Source organism: Pedobacter sp. MC2016-05 (assembly GCF_026239735.1).
GTDB lineage: Bacteria > Bacteroidota > Bacteroidia > Sphingobacteriales > Sphingobacteriaceae > Pedobacter.
This window is the reverse complement of record NZ_JAPIVT010000029.1, coordinates 14,249-34,564: the sequence shown is the minus strand read 5'-3', so window position 1 is coordinate 34,564 and position 20,316 is coordinate 14,249. Positions and strand designations below refer to the sequence as shown.

Below are 20,316 nucleotides of genomic sequence, written 5' to 3'. Positions count from 1 at the left end.
GTTTGGAAGCACCGATAAGCAGTTCAAAACTTGCGGGTACGGGAATAAGTGTGTCTGAATTAACATCACAATACAAATTCACATTAGCAAAAGGCTTTAATTGATTATATTCGGGCTATTCAATCAGCACGTTCTCTGAAAAGACCATTTACGCAGAAGTGGTATAGAATAAAAAAAGTCAAATTAACTAAATCTAGAATGAATACCCAGGAGATTATAGCCATCACGATTGTACTAGCCGCCATATTTGCATATATTAACCACCGCTTTATCAAATGGCCACCCACCATTGGCATCATGGCGCTCTCATTAATCTCCTCTATCCTATTGGTGACGATTGGGAATTCAAAATCATTGCTATCAGAGAAAGCAATCTCATTAGCAACATCCCTGGATTTTCAGGATGTACTGATGAATTTTATGCTAAGCTTTCTACTCTTTGCCGGAGCGATCCATATCGATGCAAGCAAGTTAAGAGCCGAACGCTTGCCGGTACTGGTATTGGCTACTGTGGGAATACTGATATCAACTTTGTAGTTGGAGTTTTGGTTTGGCTGTTGTTTGGCTGGTTTAAGATGCCAATCCCGCTGATTCATTGCCTGCTTTTCGGAGCACTTATTTCTCCCACCGACCCGATCGCGGTGCTTGGCATCCTAAAAAAAGCAAATATTCCGGCAAGCCTGGAGCTTAAAATTTCCGGAGAATCCCTATTCAATGACGGGGTTGCGATAGTTATATTTGTAAGCCTGGCTGAAATTGCCAGGTCAAGCAGTGGCGACGTTTCAATTATATCTATTGGTAAATTGTTCCTGATCGAAGCACTGGGCGGCATTGCTTTTGGTCTCTTGCTGGGTTATATCGGATACTGGGCCTTAAGAAGTATTGATGATTATAAGGTGGAGGTATTAATAACACTTGCTATTGTTTCCGGCGGATACTTTTTAGCGGGCAGACTTCATCTATCAGGTCCACTGGCCATGGTTATTGCGGGAATTTTTACGGGAAACAAATCCAAACGAGAGGGCATGTCCGATCTTACCAGAGACTATCTGGGCAAATTCTGGGAGATGGTTGATGAAATCCTCAACGCCGTACTGTTCCTATTTATTGGGGTAGAAATGCTTATCATCAAGATCAATCCGACAGTATTCTACATCGGAATAATCAGTATAGGGATCGTACTATTTGCCAGATGGGTCTCGGTTTACTTGCCGGTTTCACTAATGCGTTTCACTGTCAGGTTTGAGAAACATGCAGTGAAGATTATGACCTGGGGAGGTCTTCGCGGAGGCATTTCAGTAGCGCTTGCCCTTTCCTTAAGTTCGGGAATGCACAGGGAACAATTTGTCCTCATCACCTATATTATTGTCGTATTCTCCATTTTAGTTCAAGGACTCACCATTGGAAAACTGGCGAAAAAATTAGGATTTTGATTTCAGCATCGTAACAGTAGAATTCCTTGATTGAACTGTAAGCTTAAATGCTAAACCCTTAGGGCAGATTGGTAGATTATTTAAAGTATACACTTCTGTGCTTTCATAGCACATGATGAAAGAAGTGAATCTTGATGATGATCAAGATTTGTTAGAAGCGATAACATTGATAGTTAAGCACTAATGATTCCAATGATGATTAAAATATATCTAATTAAATATTATCGAATCTAAATTTTACCCTCTATTATTGAATTTAAGACTGCAGTTTGGGGACGTCGCTAAAACTAATCAAAAGTTTGATTGTTCATTTGAATAAAGGGAAAGTTTGAATAGTTAAGTTATTGCGCAATAAAACTTAATCAAAAGATTTGAGACAGTATTTTGCCAAAAATCTCAATACCATCAATAAGGCTAAAAATTACTGGATTCAAATTCATCAACGTAAGCTACATACCACTTTTGTCCGGTTGGAAACGAAGCAAGTCGCGGTTTGTATTTGAAATCATCAATGCATCAAATCCAAAATAGCCACCACCTTTTATTATCGTAACTATCTGATTTAATAGGCAGTGCTTCGCGACTTGCTTCTTTTAGCCAGCCTTATCCACCCAATGACCGGTATAAGCCGATCAAGGCAGCATAAGAGGCCTGTTTGAGATCTACCTGCTCCATTTCAGCATTTAACACACTGCCTTGCGCAACAATGACTTCGAGGTAACTGGCATAACCTGCCAGGTATAGATCATTTGCGGTGGAAACCGCATTCTTTAGTTCTGCGACTTCCGTCGTTTTGTAATCATATGCCTGCTTATAATTCTGCAGTGCAGAAAGCTGCATGGTTACTTCCTGGTATCCATTAATTAAGCTTTGCTGATACTGGTAAAATGCAGTCAGCTGAGTAGCATTAGCAACCAGATTGGCATTTTTCAAACTTGCCCGATTTAAAATCGGAGCCGTTAAGCCGCCCAAAAAACCTGCAGCCAGTGAGCCCGGCGAAAACAACAATGGCAGTTTAAAAGCATTATAGCCTGCATAAGCATCCAGCGTCAGGGTTGGCAAAAAAGCTTTTCTTGCTGCAGAAACATCAGCTTTAGCAGCTTTCAATTCTTCTTCTGCCTGCTGCACATCCGGACGGTTTAATATGATGGCTGACGGCAAACCGGCGTAAACCTGTTTTGGAAGCGGTAAGTTTATGGCTGAAGTATCGCGATGAATTTCTTTGGGATAACGGCCAAGCAATAAATTCAGTTGGTTTTCAACCCGGGTAATAGCCTGCCTGATCTCAAACTGTTTTCCCTGCGTAGCGGTACGCTGCGCCTTGAACTGACTTACCGCTAATGCAGTAGCCCTGCCTCCGGTCATTTGTGCTTCTACTACTTCAAGCCCTTTATTCTGCAATTTGATATTTTCCTTTAAAATTTTCAACCGTTTATCCAGAGCTATCAGTTCATAGTACAAGGACGCCACCTGACAGGTTAATTGGGTTTGATACCATCTCAGTCCTTTCGTACTGGAAAGATAGCGGTGGTAGGCGGCCTCTTTTCTTTTAGAAAGCTTACCCCAAACATCGATTTCCCAAGAGCTTCTGAATCCTGTGAAGTAATCAGGAGTCGGGCTGGGAATCTTCTGGTCGGCGTTGATATTTTCCGAGAAGTTGGTGTCATAATTTCCCACACCATTCATCGTGTATTTTCCAAACTGATCTAAACCTCCGGAAATACTTGCACGAAGTGTAGGCAAAAGTGCAGCCTTGCTCAAACGGAGATTTGCACCGGCAATCAGTACCCGCTGAATGCCTGATTTCATATCCAGGTTTTCTTTCAAAGCCGTAGAGATCAGGGTATCCAGCTCACTTTGGGTAAATATCGATTTCCATCCCAGTGCTTCTTCCGGGGCAGCAGCGACTGTGTTAAATTTTTCCGGCATTTTCACGGTTTCCGGCAGGGCAACCCGTTTTACAGTATTGCATGCCGCCAATAAGATTAGGACTGCAGGAAAAATATATTTTTGTATCGTTTTAAATTGATTTCTTTTCATAACATTAATGATTTTCGGAGGGAACAACTGCTTTGTCCTGCTCACGTTTTTTTGGCGCCAGTAAGGCATATAAACCAGGGATGATCAAAACGCCGAACAGCGTTCCGATAAGCATACCCCCTACCGCCGTCATACCAATAGATCTGTTCCCGATAGCACCGGCACCAGAAGCGATACACAAGGGAATTAAACCGGCAACAAAAGCAAAAGAAGTCATCAATATAGGGCGTAATCTTGACACCGCACCTACCCTTGCCGCTTCGATCACGGTCGCTCCTTCTTTTCTTTTCTGTTCGGCAAACTCTATGATCAGGATCGCATTTTTACCTAAAAGGCCGATCAACATCACCAGCGCTACCTGAGCATAGATGTTATTTTCCAATCCAGCCAGTTTTAGCGTAAAGAATGCGCCGGCAATTCCAGCGGGTAAAGATAAAAGCACTGGCAGCGGAAGCAGGAAACTTTCATACTGCGCAGCTAACAGCAAATACACAAATATCAAACAGATGATAAAAATATAGACGGCCTGATTTCCGGATAAAATCTGTTCGCGTGTCATCCCCGACCATTCTATGGTATAGCCCCTTGGCAGTTTTTCTTTTGCCGTGGCTTCTACCCGGGCAATGGCCTCGCTGCTGCTGTGACCCGCAGCGGCCTCACCGGTGATCATTGCAGAAGAATACATGTTATAGCGGTTGATCTGCTCCGGCCCGTAAACTCTTTGCAGGGAGATGAAAGTGGAATACGGCACCATTTCTCCCCGATCATTTTTTACATAAAGCTTCAGCAGATCTTCTGGTTTACCTCGGTACTGCGGATAAGCCTGCACCATCACTTTATACATTTGTCCGAAACGAATAAAATTGGTAGCATAATAACTTCCAATGAGCGTTTGTAAAGTGTTCATGGCATTGTCGATGGTCACCCCTTTCTGAGCCGCCATATCCTGATCCACATTGATTAAATATTGGGGAAAATTCGGATCGAAACTGGTGAAAGCACCTGAGATACTTTCGCTCTCATTGAGTTCCTTCAAAAACGCCTGGGTTACTTCTGCCGTCCGGCCAATATCTTCTCCTTTGTTCTTATCAATCAAACGCAGTTCAAATCCACTTGCATTCCCAAAACCAGGAACTGTAGGAGGAGAAAAAAACTCAATCGATGCATCTGAAATGTGGCGGGTTTTCGCCTTCAACTCTGCAATCAGTTCATCCACGCTCTCTTTCCGCTTGTCCCAGGGAGAAAGATTGATCATGCCCATGCCGTAAGAAGCGCCTGTGATTTCACTCATCAGACTGTAACCAGCCAAAGTACTTACGTTTTCTACAGCACCAAGTGATTGGGTAACCTGTTGAACCTGATCCAACACCTTCTCCGTCCGCTCTACAGTGGATCCCGGAGGAGTAGTAACATTGATATAAATCATTCCCTGATCTTCTGTAGGAATAAATCCCGATGGCAGGATGCTGATCCCTAACCAGGTAGCGAATATAAAAAACACCAGTAAGATCAGAGTTACCGGTTTCCTACCAGTGATGCGGCCGATCAGAGTTCCGAATTTGCGTTCCGTTTGATCATAACCTTTATTAAATACAGTGAAAAATCTTTGCAACAAGCTTTTTTTCTTCTCTTGTTCAGGATTATGTTTTAACATCAAAGCACATAGCGCCGGGGTAAGGGTTAGGGCATTTATACCAGAGATGACAATGGATATGGCAAGCGTTAAAGAAAACTGCCTGTAAAATACGCCCACTGGCCCAGAAAGAAACGCAACGGGAATAAATACTGCCGACATCACCAGGGTAATGGCCACGATGGCTCCACTAATTTCCTTCATCGCAGCGATTGTGGCATCCATTGGCGAGAGATGCGCTTCAGACATCTTTACATGAACGGCCTCGACCACTACAATTGCATTATCGACCACAATTCCGATGGCCAGCACCAGAGCGAAAAGCGTTAGAATATTGATTGAAAAGCCCATGATCTGTAAAAACGCCAGGGTGCTGATCAAAGCAACCGGAACGGCCAGAGCGGGTATTAACGTGCTTCGAAAATCCTGCAGAAATATAAACACCACAATAAATACCAAAATGAAAGCTTCGATGAGCGTCCGCAAAACTTCATGAATACTGGCGTCCAGGAAACGTGAAACATCATAAGCATAGTTATATTGCATTCCCGGCGGAAAACTGGTTTCCTTTAATTCCGCCATTTTGGCTTTGATGTTATCTATCACTTCGCTCGCATTTGATCCGGGGCGCTGCTTGATCATGATCGAAGCTGATGGGTTTCCGTCGGTTTTGGAAACCATATCATAACTCACCGTTCCAAATTCCAGGTCTGCCACATCTTTCAAACGGATCAGCGCACCGTTACGGTCTGCCTTAATCACCATTCTTTCATAGGCCTCCTTGCTATTAAACTTACCTCCGTACTTCAGCACATATTGTTTCACTTCACGTCCCGTACCCGAATTTTCCCCTGCAACGCCCGGAGCAGCTTCAATATTTTGCTTGCGCATCATGCCGACAATATCATCAACCGATAAATTGTAAGACCTCATTCGGTCAGGCTTGAGCCAAACCCGCATCGAATAATCACGGGCGCCCATAATTTCCACGAAACCTACCCCATCAATACGTTTGAGTTCCTGCAATACATTGATATCGGCAAAGTTATAAATGAACTCTTCGTTCATTTCTTTGTCGGTACTGGTTACGTTTAAGTACAGCAGCATGCTGTTGACCTCTTTTTCCGTGGTAACCCCCGCTTTGATTACCTCTTCGGGCAACTCATCCAAAACGGTAGTTACCCGGTTCTGGACGTTCACCGCGGCCTGATCGGGATCCGTACCCACATTAAAAAAAACCTGAACCAGCGTTACCCCGTTGTTACTGCTCACCGAGTTCATATAAGTCATGCCGGGAACGCCGTTTATTGCCCGCTCCAAAGGTGTGGCTACTGCTTTTGCACAAACCTCGGCATTGGCGCCATTATAACTCGCAGTTACTACCACAGAGGGTGGAACAATATCCGGAAACTGTGTGATGGGGAGCTTAAAAAGGGCAAGTACACCCAGTAAAATTAAAACTAATGAGATGACCAGTGAAAGCACAGGTCGTCTGATAAATGTTTCTACCATTTGTTTTTATATTGAAATGCATGGCCATGCGCAAAGCACAGGCGGCATTGACCAAGAAAAATAAGATTAATTACTTGCTGGCTAAAAGTTTTTTCATGGATGTGTAAACCGGTTTGATCACCCTTCCATCGCGAAGTTCCTGAACGCCTTCATAAACAATGACTTCTCCCGGCTTCAAACCTGCGCCCACAACATAATAACCAGATAAGCTGAGTTTTGGAACAAAACTTCTCATCTTAACGCTATTGTTTTTATCGAGCACAAACACATAGCTCTTATCCTGTATTTCAAATACAGATTTTTGAGGAACCAGCAGACTGCCTGTCAACCGGGAGTTTAAGCGGATTTTACCTGATACGCCATGTTTAAGCATTTGGTTTGGATTATCGAACATGGTCCGGAAAGCGATAGATCCGGTATTATCAGAGAAAGCATTTTCGTGGGTCTGTATTTTACCTTTTACCGGGTAAAGGCTTCCATCTGATAGAATTAGTGTAGTTTCCTTATTTTGGTCGAACCGGCCTTTGCCGTTGCGTACGAACTGCAGATATTCATTTTCCGAAACATCAAAATAAGCATACATCTGTCTGGTGTCAGAAACTGTCGTGAGCAATGCCCCTTCTTCCACCAAACTCCCTGCTTTAAGTGGTAGTCGGTCTATCGTGCCTGAAAATGGAGCCTTGACCCTCGCATAAGTCAGTTTTTGATTGGCATCATCAATCATTGCTTTGGCAGTTTTGATCCTCGATTCTGCTTCGGACAATTTGGCTTCACCCAATGATAATTCTGATGGGGATATGACCTTTTTATCCACCAAAGTTTTGATTCGCTCCAATTCCACCTCGGCGATACTGGCCGCTGAGAGTGCACTTGCCAAATTTGCCTTAGCCCTGTTCAATACAATGGCATATTCTCGGTCGTTCAACTGGAACAGCAACTGACCTTGCTTTACCTGCTGACCTTCGTCTACCAGCACCCGGTCAATGAATCCATGCATCCGCGAACGCACTTCCACATTTTTAACCGCCTGCATATCGGCAACATAATCGTTTGTTAACGAGGTGTCCTGTATTTCCAGTTTAAGTACAGGGATTTCAACTATATCTTTTGTTTTATTATCGGTATTGCCATTCCTGCATGCTCCGAAAGCCAATGCAAGCAAAGGAATTACCATCGATCTTATTTTCATTGTTGATTGTTATTTCTAAAAAAAGAAGCACAGCAAAGCAGCTTCAGTTAAAATTATTTAAAGCGCATATTACCTATTGGATAGGCGAAAAAAAGAAATGGCACTCTTTAGAAATAAGTTAAGCGGTAAAGAAACCCATGCTGGGCAAAAGAAATTTGTGGCTGCTGATAGCCAATTATTAAATTAGGAACCGTATAATTCCGGGTGATCCGTTTTGCGAAAGCTTGTAAATCAAGGCCGGAGTCATTCAGGTGTTTATATTTTTTACGGTATTTGCTCGCCTTGGATTTAACAAAGCTAAAAGGATGTTTTACTTGCTGGCTATCCAGTCCTACGAATTCCGTAACCTGTTCCCCAATATCTTCCAGATGAGACCCAACCTCCTGCCCAATACTCGGAAATGATGAATTTAAAAGTGCGAAAAGTACCAGCACCAACGTGAAAACGGTGCAACGCAAAGCCTGTACTGTACGGGTTATAGACGTGTGGTTTCTTGACATTTTAAAAAAGGGATCTCGGCAAAGATAAAAAAAGCGGTAAAAAACAATACAGGATTCATGTAACAGAATTGAAACTTAATGATTGTTAATTATTAAAGAAGATTAAAATTGTATTTTGAATACTATCACGCTACTTTAAACTAAAATATTAGTTTGTTGCTTAACTTGGTTATCTTTACTATCAATTCTGGATAAGCCGGAGTAAATTGACCCCGTCTCACCAGTAAAACATTGGTTGCCGTTTTTGATTATCTTCAATTATTTAAATTGGCGAGAACGGGTCGAATTTATCGGTATGTCTAGGTAGGTATGTTGAAGGTTACAAATATCATGAAATTGCAGAAGAAGTTGGAATCCCTATTGAAACTGTCAAAACCAGAATCCACGAAGCCCGCAAACATCTTTCAAGGATGCTAAAGATGTAAAAAGTGAAGATCAGCTAGTCAAAATATTAGGGCCACTTTATATGGGTCATCAGTCTTTAAAATGTATTTTATTTCCAATCCTGTTGATCAAGTCTGCAATGCACTATAATAAGCTGAGATGCAAAGTCGTATCATTTAAAATCACAATCTTGATAAGAGTTTTGAGCTTTGTAGTAAGTTTGCAACTATAGATGGAAATTAAAAACTTTAGTAAATTCATTGGCGAAACGGTTTATCTTGAGCCCCAAGAATTAGATTTGGTCATTTCTAAATGCAGACTGAAAGTTATTCCTAAAGGTAAGTTGGTTTTAAAAGCTGGACAGATCGCTAATCAATACTATTACATTGTTAAAGGTGGCCTGAGGTTTTATTATGAAGTCAATGACAGGGAAACCACTACCTGGGTATGCTTTCAAAATGAATTCTTTACCGAGATTTCCAGTCTCCATCCACAAAAGCCGACCCGGTTTAATATACAGGCCATTGAAGAAACAGAGCTAATTGTCCTTGATAAAAAGGATATGGATTTCCTTTATGCCTATATCCCAGGTTGGGAGGAATTTGGCCGGAAAATCTGGGAAGCAACAGCTGCAAGGATGATCGATCAGCTATTAAATTTCCAAACGCTATCTGCCGAAGAAAGATACCTCAGATTTTTATCAACTCCCGAAATGCTCCAGAGAATACCAATAAACCAGCTTGCTTCGATACTGGGAATCACCCCTAACGCCTTGAGCAGGATCAGGAACAAGATCAGGTAAGCGAATTTTCTACCATCTGGTAGTTTTGCCAATATGGTCTGATGTTAACTTTGATCACACAAAACAAAGGATACAACATGAGCGATCATTCAAAAGAACAACAGAATTTATATTCAGACGGGGAACTTATCAAACAGTTCCCGGGTTTTGCCAACCATTATGTTAAGGTCAATGGAATTGAACTTCATTATGTAGAGGGTGGAATCGGAGATCCACTGATATGCCTGCCCGGCTGGCCACAAACCTGGTATTCTTACCGTCAGGTGGCAATAGAACTATCAAAGAAACATCGGCTGATCATCGTAGACATCAGAAGTATGGGTAGTTCAGAAAAACCTGGTTCAGGATTCGACAAAAAAAACATGGCCGAAGATATCCTGGAATTAATTAAAAAACTTGCTCTTGAGAAGGTTAATATCATTTGCCACGATATTGGTGGCATGATAGCGATGAGTTTGGCATTCAATAATCCCCAGCATATAGAAAAGCTGATCGTGGCCGATGGACTGCATCCAAGCCAAGAGATGCTGCAAATGCCTTTGATACCGGCCGCAGGTACTTTCGGGGACAAAATGGATACCAATATGCCTTATGCCTGGTGGATGGCATTTAATCAGGTTAAAGAACTCCCTGAAAAGATTCTTCAGGGCCGTTTTAGATACCTGATTGATTGGCTGTTCAATTACGTAATGATCGATCCTACGAAAATGAGCGAGCAGGAAAGATCAATTTATGCCGATGCTTATAATGACAAAGAAAGCATAAGGGCAGCAAACGCCTGGTATCAAAGCTTTGCTCAGGATATTGAGGATGCCAAAACTTACCAACCACTTTCGATGCCCGTACTTGGAATCGGAAGTAATGTGAGCTATCAGTATATGAAAATGGCTATGCCTTACCTATGTCAGAACAGTTCCATGGTGAATCTCACAGAGAGCGGTCACTATATGTTCGAGGAATGCCCTGAAAAGGTTGTTGACTCAATAAACAAGTTCCTTAAAAATTAAACGAAGTAAATCATGAAGAAAATAATTTTAGTAGCCGGCGCCACAGGAAATCTGGGTTCAATGATCTCTCTGGCACTAGTGAAGCGTGGTGCAGTAGTTAAAGCACTGGTACGGAAGGATAGCGATGTTACCAAATCATCGATTTTAAAAGATGCAGGAGTAGAGATCATTTCTGTAGATTATGATGATATTGAACATTTGAGAAAAGCGTGCGAAGGCGTTGACTGCGTGATCTCAACACTGGCAGGACTAACCGAGGTGATTTTAGACACGCAAAAAAGGTTATTAGATGCAGCATTGAGTGCTGGAGTGAAACGATTTATACCATCAGATTTCTGCACGGATTATAACGCATTGATTCCAGGAGAAAACCGGAATTTTGACCTTAGAAGAGCGTTCAAAGAATATATCGACAAAACCAAAATAGCTACCACCTCTATTTTTAATGGCGCCTTTGCTGATATTCTCCAATATAACACACCCATACTGAATCTTAAAAATAAAACCATTGGGTATTGGGGCGACAAAGCGGATTGGAAACTAGACTTTACAACAGTGAAAAATACTGCTGCCTTCACTTCTGAGGTAGCCCTACAGGAGCATACTCCACGTGATTTACACATTGCCAGTTTTCAAATCAGTCCAAACCTATTATCGGAACAAATTAAGTTGATTACAGGACAAACGTACATTGTTCAGAAACTTGGTGAAATGGATCAATTTTCAGATTCGATCAAGCTGCAACGGGCAAGCAATCCTTCGGGAGAGATGGAATTATATTCAAAATGGCAGCAGTCGCAATACCTTTATTCAATGTATTCCACGCAACATTCGGGAATAGATAACAATAGGTATGAAAATTTAGAATGGACCTCTGCCTCAGAATTGCTTCAATCTTTCCTATAATAATAATGAACCTAAGCGTACTTATCTTAAGACTGTTGTCTTTGGATAAGTACGTTAGGTATGTTGGATTCGGTATTATGAATTGGTTTTCAAAAGGTTTTTTGCGGAGTCATAGAATGATCTATGTTGCCGATCCTTAATCGAACCATATTCGATAAAAGAATTTGGTTCTCTTGTAGATGAAAATCTCCCTAACAATGATTCTGCAAGATTTTTAGAACACCCAAATTTTACTTTTTCTTAAGATTCTCAACCTCTTCTTACAACTGATTTCTCAAAGAGATACTATCTAGAAAAGCTAAAAAGCCTGAAAGGTATTCTAAGAATTCTACATTCCCTGTACTTGAGGAAACAACTTTAATAGTTAGTCGGATCAAACCTTGGGTAAGCTGTAACCGTTGTGATACTGGGCCAGCAGGTATTTATCGTTGACCTGTTTATCTGAAAACTGGTGTTTGGCATTGTCCCATGATAATTTTTGTCCGCTTCTGAAGGCAAGATTTCCCATTTGAGCGACGGTAGCTACATGCGCAGCATCCTGTATAGCGCAGTTCAGTTCCTCTTTTTTTCTGGATCTGACCACACTAAAGAAATTGACCATATGATTGTCTAGTCCATTATCAGATGATTTAACAAAGGGCTTGCTTACTTTATTGCCACTTACCTTTTCCTCAATAACTTCCCAGCCTTGCCTGTTGAGGATTAGTGTGCCGTTGTTACCTATATAGGCGATTCCATGGTTACGGCTATAAGAGCCATTATCAATGCCCATGGCTGAGTCCCATACCATGTTGAACTTGTCAAACTCATATAAGGTGGTCAGCGTATCAGGCGTTTCTTCATACAGATCAGGATAAGCAAAGCGGCCACCTAATGCAGATATGGTTTTTGGTACAGGAGAATTCATACCCAGCAAGCCATAATCCAATAAATGCACTCCCCAGTCGGTCATTAACCCACCGGCATAATCCCAGAACCAGCGAAAATTGAAGTGATATCTGCTGGCATTGAATGCTCTTTTATTCGCCGGCCCAAGCCACATGGCATAATCAACGCCTGCAGGAGGTAATGTATCCGGTACTACCGGAGCAGGTTTCATCCAGCCCTGGTAACACCATACTTTCACCGTTCTGATATTTCCCAGCTGGCCGCTCTGTACAAAATCAACAGCATCTTTAAAATGTTGCTGACTGCGCTGCCATTGACCTGCCTGTACAACCTTATTGTATTTTTCCTGCGCTTTGACCATGGTACTGCATTCAACAATAGAGTTGCCTACCGGCTTTTCCACATACACATCTTTACCTGACTGTACTGCATGAATCATCATCAGGGCATGCCAGTGATCGGGTGTCCCAATAATTACAGCATCAACATCCTTATTATCGAGCAGCGCACGATAATCTTTATATCTTTTTACTTTTGCGGCGTCAACATTCATCGACTTTAATTCGGCCATCCTTTCATCAAGCACATTGACGTCACTGTCACACAGCGCGATCAGGTTTACGCCTGGTACTTTGAGGGCCGCTTTGAGGTCAGACCATCCCATGCCTTTGATTCCTATAACACCAATATTGATTTGGTCGTTTGCACCAATAGTCTTATTAAAAAGGGCATAGGCAGGATTGTCTAAAGCAGAAAGCATGGCAGTGGTTCCCACTGCGGTTGCAGCGTAGTTGAGGAATTTTCTACGGTTTAGCATTTATATTTGGTTTAGGGTTCATACTGAAAGTAAATTACAAAATTATTAGTAGAGCGTCCAAGATATATCGTTAAAATCAATAAAATGTTACCCATTTTTAAAGCTAAAATTATGACTTCACTTGCTATCGCACCCCTATTGTCTTTCCCTAGTTATAAAAAAAGGTTGACCGTTTTCCAGAAAAACTGATCAATCCATTTAATGTCGTCATAATAATTAAGTATATTAGCGTAATCAAGGGAATGATCAATTAAACATAGCCTTTCCATTTGTCAAAAATTGACTTTTTTGCTCCGCCTCCAGTCCACGTTAACTCCACCTTTAATTTGCCTTTGCTTCGTGTATGATAGCATATCGTTTGATGAGCCTATTGGAGATTCACTTCATTCTTGGCAAAAAGTGAAGGTACTGGTAGGATCCTGTGCATTACTATCTTTCAGTCAAAAACAACTCCGAAAAGATGAATAAAACTTAAAAGTTTAAGATTATATTAATAAATTGACTAGTTTTTATCCAGCCAGGAGAGCCAACACAGATCGCATATATTGAAAGATTGAATGGAAGCATCAGAAGAGAATTATTAAATGCCTACATATTACTCCCTGGATGATGTAAGGGAGAAAGTGGAGGAATAGATGGTGGATTACAATGACCATCGACCACACCAAGCATTGAACTTCAAATCTCCGGTAGATTTCTTGCAGGAAATTTGAGGACAATATATGTTTTTGGAGTGAAGAACATTATTGCGAATATGAAAAATCAAGAGATTAAAGTAACGACTTTGCTAAAAACAATGCCCCATTTGAAATATCGGCAGGTTCATGGCAATTGAAAACTACACCTAATGCCAATCCTAAAAAAGATTAAAATCCAGTAGTTCAAGCAAGCCACTAATCGCGTTTTATACTTAACAGGGCTTTGATTCTCCATTTTTCGGGAATGGCTTGACCAATACATTTAGGTGATTTTAATATTTTAGTTGGAATCATCAACTTCTATATGTTCAATACATCTTTCATGGTTTAAAAAGAATAGGAGTTTTAATCTTCCTAAAAAGTTGCATATTTTTTTGGTAATATCCTCAAAATTCTCATCTGGCGCGATTAATTAATACCATGTGACTGATTACCGATAACGTTATTCCATTATTACAATCGATGAAGATGGTTCGGGAGATGTTCGATTTTACCCTATTGATCATTCGTGAGCCTTGGCCGAAAGGGAGACCGTGATGGGTAACAGCCATCCGGATGTTTTTGCGTATCCTGCTTTTTATCCTTAAAAATTTATTTAGATGTTTCGCTTAGCCGAAGAGCTAAGCCGATTGCAGTATGCCTTCGAACGACTCCGAACAGTATACCGAAGAAGTGGTTCTACTATGAATAATTGGAATTCGCCTTTCTCCTGATCCAATCAATTTACGCATATAAGTATTTATTTTTTTTATTAACAGCTATCTGCTAAGCACGATTGAAGAAACCAATACATATTTTATTCCCTAATAATTGAATTACTTCACATTGTATTTCTTTCTCCACTCAACCAAGTATAATAAACGCTTTAGAATATCTTCACACGCACTTTTTTCATCAATAAATTCTTTCCTATCTAGTGATCTCCCATGTTCATCGTACTCAAAAGTAATCCAATTTTTTCCTGAACGAGAAAGGATTGTCCTCATCGGCAATAAAGTTCCGTCCAGTGAATAATCTTTAGTATCAATATTTAGAAGATTTAGATTTTCTTTAAGTGTCTTGCTATCCATAAGTCAATATGTTGTTTAAAACAAATGATTTAAAATTTCAAGGTATAAAAACTTCAGTAAGAAATTCTAAGATAGATTGTATTTATTAATGCTGCATCCAATTAAACCCCAAATCTTGCAACCGCCGACAGCTACTTATTTCCTCCCCCGCCTTTTACTCTCCTTTAACTCATCCATCAATTCACTCCTGTAGAAGCGGTCTCCACCGGGAAACTTATGAGGATGCAATTGTCGATTTTTTACTTTCCTTTTATACGTACTCTCACTGATTCCCAAATAATCCATCACCTCCTGCCTGGTCAAAAGTTCATCTTCAGGCAGGCTCAAAGCGCCATAGTTTTTGGTATAAATCAGTTGAATGATCTGGTAAATTTTCTCCAATACCTCAAGCAGCTTGTCTATCTTACCCATGTCTTATATGCCTTAAATTAAAACCCAGAATACCTATGCAAATTTTAAGGATAAAAAAATCCGGGTCAAGTGGCTAACAGGTGGCGAGAAATAACCACCCCATCCCATAGCCCTTCCACATAAAAAAAAACGCTGAATATCCTGTTGAATCCGAAATATATCTCAGGCTTCACCAAGGTCAGTACCAGCCCTGCATCACTCAAAGCCCGTTTGATGTAAAATTCAGTCCTTTCACAGAACCTTTCACTAACTTCAGCAACCACGCAACCCCTAAACCGATGGATTACCAGCTCGATCCGATCTATGCACTTTACCAGACTGCTGAAAAGTTGAATGGAGACGTTACCAAACAAGGCCAGCACATTCTGGAAGAACTTGAGGGGGAATGCAGCCGGGTGCTCACCCTGATGCTGCATTCAAAAATGGCTGATGATGCGACAAGGTCAATGATCCGGCGCCATCAATATTCCCTGACCATCCTCGAGAATAGCATACATAAAAGCCTGGCAAAGCCGAGCACTGCTACTCAACCTAAAGCGCAACAAATTTCCGCGGTACTAAAGGAGTTTACTATCCAAATTGTGGAACTCGGCGCTTCCATCAGAAAATACTTCCCCACCCATTTCGACACCACGCATCCGGCAGGATTGACAGAGCTTGAAATAAATGCCGATCAGCTTAACAAAAAGTTAAATGAAACCGAATTCAACATGCGTCAAAATCCCGATAAGGGCCTGCTTGATTTGCTTAAGTTGACCCTATCTTATTCGCACCTTTCAAAATCAAACGCCACTCACTTCCAGCTTGGCTATCTGCATGCACTAACGGATCAATTGCTTGAACGGAGCAAAAAAAATGAAGAATACGATGAGCAAGATTACATTACCTTGCTTATCTCAAATGAGTTCAACTGCCCGGCATTCTTCCATTACTGCTGCATAGCGATCATCCGGGAGCGGGATAAATTCGAAAATATCGCTTTAAGCTATCAGGAACTACTTTGGCGAAAAAAAAGCATTCAGCAGATCCAGCCTTATACCTATCAACCCTTCCACCCCTCCCTTCCCGGTATTAAATCCTCGTTACTGGACTTTATCCGCGCGGAGATGGGCTACATGAAGAACCTTCAAAAAATAGCCGGAGAATTAAACGCACAGGGTACACTACAGGACAATTTCAAAACCTCCCTATCGGTAAAAGAGCTGGCCTTTTTCATCCACTTGCAGGTAGAATGCGGGATCATTTTAGAGAACAGGCCTAAAAAAGTGCACGAATATGCAGTAGGGCACTATAGTACTAGGGAGACAGAAAAAATATCAGAAAAGAGCTTTAAAAACGCCTATTATACAAACTCCAGGGAAGAAATTGCGAAAGTGACCGCCAAACTCGCTGAAATGCTGGCCAGGGCCGAGCAGAAATCCTGACTTAGCTTAAAATCAAATGTAGCAGGCCCTGACGGTCAAGCACACTGACCAATTCCAGAAACCATCTTTGGGAATAATCCTCATGGTTTGAAAGCTCCACCAGATCGGTACGCACGACCTCAGCTAAAGTAGCGAAGCCCATCAGTTTACTGCGCAGCATGAATACCTCTGTAACCGGTAGCGTATTGATAGGCGTATTCAAAAACCCCATTTTTAAATCTTGCGGATCATCTTCCATAAAAAAGCACAGGTTAACCTATCGCCCGCTTCAGAGGTACCGCAAAGACCCACAACACAAGGCAGAAAGGAACCCATGCGTAGCGTAGGCAACCCATCTATTCTTCCTGTGTTGTTCGGAATTTTGCGGTTTTCTGAAGCAGTCAAATGGCAATTGCTACAATATTTTGGTTATATTTTGTTCTATTATTTACATCATAGCGCAAATACAGCCCTTTTCCTAATCTTTTTCGGATTAAAAAAGATAAAGCTTAAGCGGTTGCAAGGGGTTGCCGATCTTGCCACTTGACAAGATAAAAAAAGACGCTTTCTTTGACTTAAAAAGAATATGGACAAGGAAAAATACCTAAAAGCACTGGGCAAAGAAACCGCTTTATCAGCAGGCCTGGCCGCCTACATCAGCTACGTACTCACAAAAGAGGCGTTCTCCGCCAAACAGACACTGCCCCTCGACCAGATCAGCATCAACCCCACAACCATGCTCTTAAAAGGCAGCGCCAGGCTATATCTGGAAACAGCAGACCGGGAAGAATACACCCTTTTCTTTTACCAGCACCAAGATTTCCTATCCATTGAACCCGGTATGAAACTACCTGCCCACTCCACCCTATCAATCGAATTCCTCGAAGACTGCGAACTCTGCCAGGTCCCTGACAAACACATCCCCAATCTTTACAAGCTTTTCCCAGAATTCCCCCAGATCCAGAACCAACACAACCAAACCCTGAAACAACATCTTTTCAATCACCAGATCAGCCTTTGTGTTTTGAATGGAGCCGAACGCTACAACCGTTTCCTAAGTGAATACAAACAGATCGCCATGGTCTGCGAACAAAAAAAGATCGCCAGTTTCTTAGGTATCGACCCCAAAACATTAAGCAGGCTTCGCGGAAGACCAAACAGAAAGTAACAATACTCACCCAGAATATACCTAATAACCAACATTAGGTGCTTAATCGGTAGCAGGAACCATCCAGAATGAGCGGAACTTTAACTAAAATTTCCAGCTATGAAACCGACCACTTTCCAAAAGCCGCACCTGATCAGCCTCGCCTACGCCCTGCTCATCCTGCTCTGGAGCTATACCGGCCTATCTAAACTGATCGACCATGCCGCATTTGAAAAACAGGTCACCACACTCCTCACCGAGAAATACCCAGAATCCATCAGCATTGGCATACCCGTGCTGGAAATCCTGACCGCCTTCAGTTTGGTCTGGAACAGCACACGAATGCTGGGCCTATACCTGTCCGTATTACTAATGACCGCTTTCACCGCCTACGTTGCGCTTGTCATCGCGGGCCATTTTGGCCCCGCTCCATGCACTTGCGGCGGGATCATCTCCGCCCTTAGCTGGAAAGCGCACCTTATCCTTAACATCACAATCCTGTCTTTAGTGCTCTACCTATTATTTCATCAAAAACAGAAAGGAGGCAGCCGTGACACCATGAGCAACTAACCGGCCTGACCTGGGACAAGGTCCCTTAAGCCAGTCATAAAACAAAACAGCAGCCCGCCCATCCATGCTGCTCAACCACGCCGGAGCAAAGGGCGTCACCTCCGGTAGCCGTTAACAAAAATTTTTCAGCTGCTTTTTCGCGCAACAAAGCAGCCAACACCATGTTAAAAAAAATCAATATTGGCCTTGTAGCCCTAATATTAGGGTTCGGCTTAACCATTACCACCAGTGCGTTTAAAACAGTAAACCACAGATCAAAAGTTGATAAACAGTGGAATTTCCGTGGGAACTCGGTTAGCGAAGCAAATGATCAAACCAAGTATTCCCTGACTTTGCCATCCCCAACCGAATGCGGATCCGATACTGATTTACCCTGCTATATCATCACTCCGGAAAGCGTGGATACAGAAGCAAAACTGCACACCTACTTTATGACCAACTATGGTAATAATGCCGCTTTAATCGACGGTGCTGCCCCAGAACGCAGGGACGCGCAATAAACAAAGCGTAACCAAAATTGGTCACAGCAGGCAAGCGTTGCCTGCTGTGACTTCTTCATTACCGCTCATTCTGCGGAATTCCCGACAACTGAATGATATCTTCCGGGATCGGAAGCGCATATCTCGGATCATTCGGCAAAAGTGAAACCGTCTGCCCGTTGAAGCTCCGCGAAACCAGGATGTTAGCCCCTTCCGCATTCAGTCGCTTTAAATCCATCCACCTCAACCCCCTCATCACCAGCTCCTTTCGCCGCTCGTCCAGGACCACCTTCAATGCGGATTTAGCATCCGTGATCGCAACTGGACTGTACGTACCGGTCTTGAACCTGCTCACCAGCAACTTATCCAACACTGCCAAACCCCGCTGTACCTGACCCGTCCTGACCAGGCATTCGGCCCATACCAGGTACATTTCATCAGTAGCGATGCCAAAAAACAGCAAAGGTTGGTGATAGGTACCCTTAAAGAAATAATTTCCGTTGGTCTGCGTAAAATACAAAGTCTTCCTTAAGTCATTAGGCTGATAGGCATCCATAATCTGGGGATTGATCCTGGCCCTGGAGCTCACCACCGGACCACCCGGCGCCGCGTAAGTGTCAAAAATAACCTCACTATTAAAAAGCGAAAAGGAATATCGGTCCGCTGGGTTTAGCTTATTGAAATCAATTAACTGATCACTGAGCTGGATACAAGAGTCTGCATACAAACCCGCCTCCATATACCTGCCCGTATACAACATCGCCCTGGCGAGCAGGCCATAAGCCGCCGCCCTGGAGGGCCGGTAAGGATGTATGGATTTAACAGGCAAAAGTGGCACAGCCATCTTCAGCCCCTCAATCGCCTGATCATAACCCTCCTTCAAACTCGCCCTTACCGTAGCCTCATTAAAATTCAGGCTCGGCCTTAAAGGCACACCCGGATCCTGCCCCGAAGAGAGCAAGTAAGATTTTCCCCAGACCGCCATCGCCTGCATATAAAACTTAGCGCGAAAGACCAAAGCCTGACCCATCACATTATTGAAAGCCGCATCCCGTTTGAGCGGGGAAGATTCCAGCCCGCTGATCACACTGCCGCAATGATAGACCGCCCTATAAGTCGTGGACCAGTCATTGTTCGCCGGAGCAAACAAATAATCCTTTTGCCAGCTGTACATCCGGCGCTGGGCCTCGCTGGACCCCGCCAGGTCCGCATCCGAGGTGGAGTAATCATCCGCGCTGACCTCCAGCGAGATCGGCTCGGAACTGTTCAGTACTGTGAAATTATCCATCAGCGCCTGGAAATCCGTTATCGTACCGGGAACAGCCAGTTTTTGATCGGATTTTTCCTCCAGAAGTTTATTGCAGCCCGTTGCCATTATAACATAGGCCACTAACAAGGGCAAAAACGATATATGTATTCTTTTCATA

At 42.5% G+C, this 20,316-nt stretch carries 19 protein-coding genes and 1 pseudogene; 10 read left to right on the top strand and 10 right to left on the bottom strand.

Annotated elements, in window-relative coordinates; translation table 11 throughout:
• Nucleotides 1-198: 198 nt before the first annotated feature.
• Together OQZ33_RS22945 and OQZ33_RS22940 are read left to right on the top strand one after the other, a co-directional pair.
• Nucleotides 199-537, top strand: a complete 339-nt coding sequence (locus OQZ33_RS22945; RefSeq protein WP_265801847.1) for a cation:proton antiporter — start codon at nt 199-201, stop codon at nt 535-537.
• A gap of 38 nt (nt 538-575) precedes the next feature.
• Nucleotides 576-1,433 (top strand): cation:proton antiporter, encoded by an 858-nt coding sequence (locus OQZ33_RS22940; RefSeq protein ID WP_265801846.1) that lies wholly within the window; start codon nt 576-578, stop codon nt 1,431-1,433.
• A gap of 603 nt (nt 1,434-2,036) precedes the next feature.
• Here the strand turns inward: OQZ33_RS22940 and OQZ33_RS22935 are convergent.
• The 4 genes from OQZ33_RS22935 to OQZ33_RS22920 all read right to left on the bottom strand — a co-directional run bounded on the left by OQZ33_RS22935 (nt 2,037) and on the right by OQZ33_RS22920 (nt 8,307).
• On the bottom strand, nt 2,037-3,473 hold the full coding sequence (locus OQZ33_RS22935; RefSeq protein ID WP_265801845.1) for a TolC family protein: 1,437 nt from the start codon (nt 3,471-3,473) through the stop codon (nt 2,037-2,039).
• A 4-nt stretch (nt 3,474-3,477) separates the two neighbouring features.
• On the bottom strand, nt 3,478-6,618 hold the full coding sequence (locus OQZ33_RS22930) for an efflux RND transporter permease subunit (RefSeq protein WP_265801844.1): 3,141 nt from the start codon (nt 6,616-6,618) through the stop codon (nt 3,478-3,480).
• A 70-nt stretch (nt 6,619-6,688) separates the two neighbouring features.
• Nucleotides 6,689-7,807 (bottom strand): efflux RND transporter periplasmic adaptor subunit, encoded by a 1,119-nt coding sequence (locus tag OQZ33_RS22925; protein ID WP_265801843.1) that lies wholly within the window; start codon nt 7,805-7,807, stop codon nt 6,689-6,691.
• Nucleotides 7,808-7,914: 107 nt separating this feature from the next.
• Nucleotides 7,915-8,307: a hypothetical protein gene (locus tag OQZ33_RS22920; protein ID WP_265801842.1), complete on the bottom strand. Its 393-nt coding sequence runs from the start codon at nt 8,305-8,307 to the stop codon at nt 7,915-7,917.
• A 305-nt stretch (nt 8,308-8,612) separates the two neighbouring features.
• Here OQZ33_RS22920 and OQZ33_RS24400 point away from each other — a divergent pair.
• The 4 genes and pseudogenes from OQZ33_RS24400 to OQZ33_RS22900 all read left to right on the top strand — a co-directional run.
• Nucleotides 8,613-8,732 (top strand): annotated as a pseudogene (locus tag OQZ33_RS24400) (sigma factor-like helix-turn-helix DNA-binding protein); the annotation flags it as partial.
• 191 nt (nt 8,733-8,923) lie between these two features.
• Nucleotides 8,924-9,493 (top strand): Crp/Fnr family transcriptional regulator, encoded by a 570-nt coding sequence (locus tag OQZ33_RS22910; protein WP_265801841.1) that lies wholly within the window; start codon nt 8,924-8,926, stop codon nt 9,491-9,493.
• Nucleotides 9,494-9,570: 77 nt separating this feature from the next.
• Nucleotides 9,571-10,500, top strand: coding sequence for an alpha/beta fold hydrolase (locus OQZ33_RS22905; RefSeq protein ID WP_265801840.1), 930 nt, complete (start codon nt 9,571-9,573; stop codon nt 10,498-10,500).
• Between the two features lie 12 nt (nt 10,501-10,512).
• Entirely contained in the window at nt 10,513-11,406 is an 894-nt protein-coding gene (locus OQZ33_RS22900) for an NmrA family NAD(P)-binding protein (protein ID WP_265801839.1), read from the top strand.
• Nucleotides 11,407-11,779: 373 nt separating this feature from the next.
• On the opposite strand, the gene OQZ33_RS22895 is transcribed toward OQZ33_RS22900, so the two are convergent.
• Nucleotides 11,780-13,111, bottom strand: coding sequence for a Gfo/Idh/MocA family protein (locus OQZ33_RS22895; RefSeq protein WP_265801838.1), 1,332 nt, complete (start codon nt 13,109-13,111; stop codon nt 11,780-11,782).
• A gap of 511 nt (nt 13,112-13,622) precedes the next feature.
• On the opposite strand from OQZ33_RS22895, the gene OQZ33_RS24630 reads away from it, so the two are divergent.
• Complete coding sequence (locus OQZ33_RS24630) at nt 13,623-13,721, top strand: integrase core domain-containing protein (RefSeq protein ID WP_416338776.1); 99 nt, start codon at nt 13,623-13,625, stop codon at nt 13,719-13,721.
• 903 nt (nt 13,722-14,624) lie between these two features.
• Here the strand turns inward: OQZ33_RS24630 and OQZ33_RS22890 are convergent.
• Together OQZ33_RS22890 and OQZ33_RS22885 are read right to left on the bottom strand one after the other, a co-directional pair.
• The gene (locus tag OQZ33_RS22890; RefSeq protein ID WP_265801837.1) at nt 14,625-14,879 is read right to left on the bottom strand and encodes a hypothetical protein; all 255 of its coding nucleotides are present in this window, start codon (nt 14,877-14,879) and stop codon (nt 14,625-14,627) included.
• A 135-nt stretch (nt 14,880-15,014) separates the two neighbouring features.
• Nucleotides 15,015-15,290 (bottom strand): helix-turn-helix transcriptional regulator, encoded by a 276-nt coding sequence (locus OQZ33_RS22885; protein WP_265801836.1) that lies wholly within the window; start codon nt 15,288-15,290, stop codon nt 15,015-15,017.
• Nucleotides 15,291-15,568: 278 nt separating this feature from the next.
• Here OQZ33_RS22885 and OQZ33_RS22880 point away from each other — a divergent pair, with 278 nt between their 5' ends.
• The gene (locus tag OQZ33_RS22880; RefSeq protein ID WP_265801835.1) at nt 15,569-16,714 is read left to right on the top strand and encodes a hypothetical protein; all 1,146 of its coding nucleotides are present in this window, start codon (nt 15,569-15,571) and stop codon (nt 16,712-16,714) included.
• A gap of 1 nt (nt 16,715) precedes the next feature.
• Here OQZ33_RS22880 and OQZ33_RS22875 read toward each other — a convergent pair whose 3' ends face one another.
• Complete coding sequence (locus tag OQZ33_RS22875; RefSeq protein WP_265801834.1) at nt 16,716-16,952, bottom strand: hypothetical protein; 237 nt, start codon at nt 16,950-16,952, stop codon at nt 16,716-16,718.
• 327 nt (nt 16,953-17,279) lie between these two features.
• On the opposite strand from OQZ33_RS22875, the gene OQZ33_RS22870 reads away from it, so the two are divergent.
• Both OQZ33_RS22870 and OQZ33_RS22865 read left to right on the top strand, forming a co-directional pair.
• Nucleotides 17,280-17,861: a Crp/Fnr family transcriptional regulator gene (locus OQZ33_RS22870; protein WP_265801833.1), complete on the top strand. Its 582-nt coding sequence runs from the start codon at nt 17,280-17,282 to the stop codon at nt 17,859-17,861.
• 99 nt (nt 17,862-17,960) lie between these two features.
• Complete coding sequence (locus OQZ33_RS22865) at nt 17,961-18,410, top strand: MauE/DoxX family redox-associated membrane protein (RefSeq protein WP_265801832.1); 450 nt, start codon at nt 17,961-17,963, stop codon at nt 18,408-18,410.
• Nucleotides 18,411-18,664: 254 nt separating this feature from the next.
• Here the strand turns inward: OQZ33_RS22865 and OQZ33_RS24625 are convergent, their stop codons facing one another.
• Both OQZ33_RS24625 and OQZ33_RS22855 read right to left on the bottom strand, forming a co-directional pair.
• On the bottom strand, nt 18,665-18,733 hold the full coding sequence (locus tag OQZ33_RS24625) for a hypothetical protein (RefSeq protein ID WP_416338775.1): 69 nt from the start codon (nt 18,731-18,733) through the stop codon (nt 18,665-18,667).
• Nucleotides 18,734-18,968: 235 nt separating this feature from the next.
• On the bottom strand, nt 18,969-20,315 hold the full coding sequence (locus OQZ33_RS22855; protein WP_265801830.1) for a RagB/SusD family nutrient uptake outer membrane protein: 1,347 nt from the start codon (nt 20,313-20,315) through the stop codon (nt 18,969-18,971).
• Between the last annotated feature and the right edge of the window lies 1 nt (nt 20,316).

Bases quoted from the DNA above. Each gene is read 5' to 3' on its own strand.
- OQZ33_RS22945 (WP_265801847.1), top strand. From the start codon at position 199: ATGAATACCCAGGAGATTATAGCCATCACGATTGTACTAGCCGCCATA.
- OQZ33_RS22940 (WP_265801846.1), top strand. From the start codon at position 576: ATGCCAATCCCGCTGATTCATTGCCTGCTTTTCGGAGCACTTATTTCT.
- OQZ33_RS22935 (WP_265801845.1), bottom strand. From the start codon at position 3,473: ATGAAAAGAAATCAATTTAAAACGATACAAAAATATATTTTTCCTGCA.
- OQZ33_RS22930 (WP_265801844.1), bottom strand. From the start codon at position 6,618: ATGGTAGAAACATTTATCAGACGACCTGTGCTTTCACTGGTCATCTCA.
- OQZ33_RS22925 (WP_265801843.1), bottom strand. From the start codon at position 7,807: ATGAAAATAAGATCGATGGTAATTCCTTTGCTTGCATTGGCTTTCGGA.
- OQZ33_RS22920 (WP_265801842.1), bottom strand. From the start codon at position 8,307: ATGTCAAGAAACCACACGTCTATAACCCGTACAGTACAGGCTTTGCGT.
- OQZ33_RS22910 (WP_265801841.1), top strand. From the start codon at position 8,924: ATGGAAATTAAAAACTTTAGTAAATTCATTGGCGAAACGGTTTATCTT.
- OQZ33_RS22905 (WP_265801840.1), top strand. From the start codon at position 9,571: ATGAGCGATCATTCAAAAGAACAACAGAATTTATATTCAGACGGGGAA.
- OQZ33_RS22900 (WP_265801839.1), top strand. From the start codon at position 10,513: ATGAAGAAAATAATTTTAGTAGCCGGCGCCACAGGAAATCTGGGTTCA.
- OQZ33_RS22895 (WP_265801838.1), bottom strand. From the start codon at position 13,111: ATGCTAAACCGTAGAAAATTCCTCAACTACGCTGCAACCGCAGTGGGA.
- OQZ33_RS22890 (WP_265801837.1), bottom strand. From the start codon at position 14,879: ATGGATAGCAAGACACTTAAAGAAAATCTAAATCTTCTAAATATTGAT.
- OQZ33_RS22885 (WP_265801836.1), bottom strand. From the start codon at position 15,290: ATGGGTAAGATAGACAAGCTGCTTGAGGTATTGGAGAAAATTTACCAG.
- OQZ33_RS22880 (WP_265801835.1), top strand. From the start codon at position 15,569: ATGGATTACCAGCTCGATCCGATCTATGCACTTTACCAGACTGCTGAA.
- OQZ33_RS22875 (WP_265801834.1), bottom strand. From the start codon at position 16,952: ATGGAAGATGATCCGCAAGATTTAAAAATGGGGTTTTTGAATACGCCT.
- OQZ33_RS22870 (WP_265801833.1), top strand. From the start codon at position 17,280: ATGGACAAGGAAAAATACCTAAAAGCACTGGGCAAAGAAACCGCTTTA.
- OQZ33_RS22865 (WP_265801832.1), top strand. From the start codon at position 17,961: ATGAAACCGACCACTTTCCAAAAGCCGCACCTGATCAGCCTCGCCTAC.
- OQZ33_RS22855 (WP_265801830.1), bottom strand. From the start codon at position 20,315: ATGAAAAGAATACATATATCGTTTTTGCCCTTGTTAGTGGCCTATGTT.